Annotated in this window: 2 tRNA genes and 3 rRNA genes; all 5 read left to right on the plus strand. The window is 46.1% G+C overall.

The annotated features are described in order from the left end of the window. The first annotated feature begins 408 nt into the window (after positions 1-408). The 5 genes from U6A24_RS23105 (at position 409) to rrf (ending at position 5,674) form a co-directional block, all read left to right on the plus strand. Positions 409-1,932 (plus strand): 16S ribosomal RNA (locus tag U6A24_RS23105). 167 nt (positions 1,933-2,099) lie between these two features. Continuing rightward, positions 2,100-2,173 (plus strand) — tRNA-Ile (locus U6A24_RS23110). Positions 2,174-2,317: 144 nt separating this feature from the next. Beyond that, positions 2,318-2,391, plus strand: a tRNA-Ala gene (locus U6A24_RS23115). A 208-nt stretch (positions 2,392-2,599) separates the two neighbouring features. Beyond that, a 23S ribosomal RNA gene (locus tag U6A24_RS23120) occupies positions 2,600-5,421 on the plus strand. Between the two features lie 145 nt (positions 5,422-5,566). Next, a 5S ribosomal RNA gene (gene rrf, locus U6A24_RS23125) occupies positions 5,567-5,674 on the plus strand. Together the 16S, 23S and 5S rRNA genes with 2 tRNA genes alongside form the textbook arrangement of a ribosomal RNA operon. Positions 5,675-5,711: the final 37 nt, after the last annotated feature.

Consider the following 5,711-nt stretch of genomic DNA (forward strand, 5'->3'; position numbering starts at 1 on the left):
TATGTTTGCACCCGCAAAACGGGGTTTATGTTTTGTGTTGTTCATGAGGTTTTGTGGTTAGGGGGAAACTTTTTCAAAAATAATTTAAAAAAGTTTTGGTGGTTAAAAAAGGGGTTGTATATTTGCACCCGCTTTCCCAGAGAAGCGAAGTTCATAGGAAGGATTAGATTGGTATTTTGCTTTAAGATTTAGGGTAAATTAGGGTTCGATTCCCTGGGTAATAACGAGAGAGTTTAGTATCATTATTAAGAGTGGTGATGCGGCTTATAAAGTTCATAGACATATTGATTGACAGCGCGTATTAAGCTATAGAGATATAGTTTATACAGATAAGAATTAAGACTAGAATCATGTAATGAGGTACGATTATAATTCCGTTGTATTGTTTTAGATAATATTTAAGAACAAACGATGAAGAGTTTGATCCTGGCTCAGGATGAACGCTAGCGGCAGGCTTAACACATGCAAGTCGAGGGGTAACATAGTTTGCTTGCAAACTGATGACGACCGGCGCACGGGTGCGTAACGCGTATAGAACCTACCTTATATTGGGGGATAGCCCAGAGAAATTTGGATTAATACCCCATGGTATACTTTAGTGGCATCACATAAGTATTAAAGATTTATCGATATAAGATGGCTATGCGTCCTATTAGCTAGTTGGTATGGTAACGGCATACCAAGGCAACGATAGGTAGGGGTCCTGAGAGGGAGATCCCCCACACTGGTACTGAGACACGGACCAGACTCCTACGGGAGGCAGCAGTGAGGAATATTGGACAATGGAGGCAACTCTGATCCAGCCATGCCGCGTGCAGGAAGACTGCCCTATGGGTTGTAAACTGCTTTTATAGAGGAAGAAACCGCTCTACGTGTAGAGCTCTGACGGTACTCTACGAATAAGGATCGGCTAACTCCGTGCCAGCAGCCGCGGTAATACGGAGGATCCAAGCGTTATCCGGAATCATTGGGTTTAAAGGGTCCGTAGGCGGGCTTGTAAGTCAGTGGTGAAAGTTTGCGGCTCAACCGTAAAATTGCCATTGATACTGCAGGTCTTGAATCGTTGTGAAGTGGTTAGAATATGTAGTGTAGCGGTGAAATGCATAGATATTACATAGAATACCGATTGCGAAGGCAGATCACTAACAATGTATTGACGCTAAGGGACGAAAGCGTGGGTAGCGAACAGGATTAGATACCCTGGTAGTCCACGCCGTAAACGATGGTTACTAGCTGTTTGTCTTTCGGGATGAGTGGCTAAGCGAAAGTGATAAGTAACCCACCTGGGGAGTACGTTCGCAAGAATGAAACTCAAAGGAATTGACGGGGGCCCGCACAAGCGGTGGAGCATGTGGTTTAATTCGATGATACGCGAGGAACCTTACCAGGGCTTAAATGTAGTCTGACAGGTCTAGAGATAGACTTTTCTTCGGACAGATTACAAGGTGCTGCATGGTTGTCGTCAGCTCGTGCCGTGAGGTGTCAGGTTAAGTCCTATAACGAGCGCAACCCCTGTTGTTAGTTGCCATCGAGTAATGTCGGGAACTCTAGCAAGACTGCCGGTGCAAACCGCGAGGAAGGTGGGGATGACGTCAAATCATCACGGCCCTTACGTCCTGGGCCACACACGTGCTACAATGGCCGGTACAGAGAGCAGCCACTTGGTGACAAGGAGCGAATCTATAAAGCCGGTCACAGTTCGGATCGGAGTCTGCAACTCGACTCCGTGAAGCTGGAATCGCTAGTAATCGGATATCAGCCATGATCCGGTGAATACGTTCCCGGGCCTTGTACACACCGCCCGTCAAGCCATGGAAGCTGGGGGTACCTGAAGTCCGTCACCGTAAGGAGCGGCCTAGGGTAAAACTAGTAACTGGGGCTAAGTCGTAACAAGGTAGCCGTACCGGAAGGTGCGGCTGGAACACCTCCTTTCTAGAGAAGAATGGTACGACGGAGTAGTGCTTTATGTGTGATTTTAGTCTTATCGCTGTTGATTAATTATTTATTTGGTATTGAGTACAGGGTATTAAGTATTAAGTATGGGTAATTTTAGGAATCTGTCTAACTACTCATTACTCACTACTCACTACTAAAAAGACAGTCTCATAGCTCAGCTGGTTAGAGCGCTACACTGATAATGTAGAGGTCGGCAGTTCGAGTCTGCCTGAGACTACTATGCAAGCTAAGCTTGCAGTTGATGGTTATTAGTTAATAGTTATCAAAAGTTCATAGATATATATTGAATATAAGGAAATTCTAGAAGTTGAGTAGTAGTTGTATCTAACTACTAACTACTATGTACTAACTACTAGTATATGGGGAATTAGCTCAGCTGGCTAGAGCGCCTGCCTTGCACGCAGGAGGTCACCGGTTCGACTCCGGTATTCTCCACGATCTAATGGATTATTGGATTGTTTAGAAGGTTGGATTATTAGATAATTAGATAGTAATATTTATAAGTCGAGTAATCTAAAGATCTAAAAATCTAATTGATCTATAGAAGAACGTTCATTGACATATTGATTTAAGAAATACGAGCACACATTTTAATGTGTGAGAAATAAGAATAAAAATAATAAAGAGCAAGTTAAAGCAAGACGCATAAGCTAATTAAGGGCGTATGGGGAATGCCTAGGCTCTCAGAGGCGAAGAAGGACGTGATAAGCTGCGAAAAGCTGCGGGGAGTGGCACATACACATTGATCCGCGGATATCCGAATGGGGCAACCCGGCATGTTGAAGACATGTCACATCGTAAGATGAGCAAACCCGGAGAACTGAAACATCTAAGTACCCGGAGGAGAAGAAAACAATAGTGATTTCGTTAGTAGTGGCGAGCGAACGCGAATTAGCCCAAACCTGTTTTGTTACGGCAAGGCGGGGGTTGTAGGACTACGATATAGAATATGTAATGAATTAGAATCCTTTGGAAAGAGGAGCCAAAGACAGTGATAGCCTGGTATAAGTAAAGATCATATTTTTAGTAGTATCCTGAGTAGTGCGGGGCACGTGTAACCCTGTGTGAATCTGTGGGGACCATCCCATAAGGCTAAATACTCCTGAGAGACCGATAGTGAACCAGTACCGTGAGGGAAAGGTGAAAAGAACCCTGAATAAGGGAGTGAAATAGATCCTGAAACCATACGCTTACAAGCGGTCGGAGCTGATTTATCAGTGACGGCGTGCCTTTTGCATAATGAGCCTACGAGTTACTTTTACTAGCGAGGTTAAGATTTTAAGAATCGGAGCCGTAGCGAAAGCGAGTCTGAATAGGGCGATTGAGTTAGTAGTAGTAGACGCGAAACCGTGTGATCTACCCTTGGGCAGGTTGAAGCTTTGTTAACCCAAAGTGGAGGACCGAACCCGTTGACGTTGAAAAGTCTTGGGATGACCTGAGGGTAGGGGTGAAAGGCCAATCAAACTCGGAAATAGCTCGTACTCCCCGAAATGCATTTAGGTGCAGCGTTGTGTTAGTTTTATAGAGGTAGAGCTACTGATTGGATGCGGGGGCTTCACCGCCTACCAATTCCTGACAAACTCCGAATGCTATAAAATGATGCACAGCAGTGAGGGCATGGGTGCTAAGGTCCATGTCCGAGAGGGAAAGAACCCAGACCATCAGCTAAGGTCCCAAAATATATGCTAAGTTGAATAAACGCGGTTGAACTGCTTAGACAGCTAGGATGTTGGCTTGGAAGCAGCCATTCATTTAAAGAGTGCGTAACAGCTCACTAGTCGAGCGGTTCGGCATGGATAATAATCGGGCATAAGCATATTACCGAAGCTATGGGATATTTAATATCGGTAGGGGAGCATTGTAGTGACGTTGAAGGTGGTGCGTGAGCATTGCTGGAGTAGCTACAAAAGAAAATGTAGGCATAAGTAACGATAATGCGGGCGAGAAACCCGCACACCGAAAGACTAAGGTTTCCTCAGCTATGCTAATCAGCTGAGGGTTAGTCGGGACCTAACGCGAACCCGAAAGGGGTAGTGGATGGACAACGGGTTAATATTCCCGTACCTGCCGGAATTAAAAGTGACGGAGGCGAGAAGTTAGTGCGCACTGACGGAATAGTGCGTTGAAGGGAGTGGTAACACCCCGATAGTACGCAGAGGCTACGGCCAATGTGATAATCTAGCGAATCGACTTCCAAGAAAAGCGATCCAGGCAGCCCGTACCGTAAACCGACACAGGTAGTTGGGATGAGAATTCTAAGGTGCTCGAGAGATTCATGGCTAAGGAACTAGGCAAAATCGACCCGTAACTTCGGGAGAAGGGTCGCCCCGAGTAATCGGGGCCGCAGTGAAAAGGTCCAGGCGACTGTTTATCAAAAACACAGGGCTATGCTAAATAGAAATATGACGTATATGGCCTGACACCTGCCCGGTGCCGGAAGGTTAAGAGGAGGGTTTAGCTTTTAGCGAAGATCTGAATTGAAGCCCCGGTAAACGGCGGCCGTAACTATAACGGTCCTAAGGTAGCGAAATTCCTTGTCGGGTAAGTTCCGACCTGCACGAATGGTGCAACGATCTGGACACTGTCTCAGCCATGAGCTCGGTGAAATTGTAGTATCGGTGAAGATGCCGGTTACCCGCTACGGGACGAAAAGACCCCGTGAACCTTTACTATAGCTTAGTATTGACTTTGGATAAGTAATGTGTAGGATAGGTGGGAGACTTTGATCATGCGTCGCCAGGCGTGTGTGAGTCATTGTTGAAATACCACCCTTTGCTTATTCGAAGCCTAACATCGCGAGATGGACAGTGCTTGGTGGGTAGTTTGACTGGGGTGGTCGCCTCCAAAAGAGTAACGGAGGCTTCTAAAGGTTTGCTCAGTACGGTTGGTAATCGTGCGTAGAGTGCAATGGCATAAGCAAGCTTGACTGAGAGAGATACAGCTCGATCAGGTAGGAAACTAGAGCATAGTGATCCGGTGGTTCCGCATGGAAGGGCCATCGCTCAAAGGATAAAAGGTACTCCGGGGATAACAGGCTGATCTCCCCCAAGAGCTCACATCGACGGGGGGGTTTGGCACCTCGATGTCGGCTCGTCACATCCTGGGGCTGGAGAAGGTCCCAAGGGTTGGGCTGTTCGCCCATTAAAGTGGCACGCGAGCTGGGTTCAGAACGTCGTGAGACAGTTCGGTCTCTATCTGTAGTGGGCGTTAGAAATTTGAGTGGATCTGACTTTAGTACGAGAGGACCGAGTTGGACGAACCGCTGGTGTATCTGTTGTCTCGCCAGAGGCATTGCAGAGTAGCTACGTTCGGAAGGGATAAGCGCTGAAAGCATATAAGCGCGAAACCCACCACAAGATGAGATTTCTTTAAAGGGTCGTGGGAGACTACCACGTTGATAGGCTATAGGTGTAAAGGCAGTAATGTCATAGCCGAGTAGTACTAATAACCCATAGGCTTATGCGTAGCGATTGCTTTTACTACGGTCTTTATTTAAACTTAATCGTATATTAAATCAATATGTCAACTTATACAGTTGGCAGTTCAATTAGTTGATAGTTGGCAGTATTTACTGCTACACTGCATACTTACCACTGCCCACTGAAAGATTTAAGGTGGTTATAGCAACGGGGCTCACCTCTTACCATTCCGAACAGAGTAGTTAAGCCCGTTAGCGCCAATGGTACTACAATCGTGGGAGAGTAGGTCACCGCCTTCTTTATAAAACCCTCATCTTAACCGATGAGGGTTTTTTT

Source organism: Aquimarina gracilis (genome assembly GCF_035285365.1).
Lineage (GTDB): Bacteria > Bacteroidota > Bacteroidia > Flavobacteriales > Flavobacteriaceae > Aquimarina > Aquimarina gracilis.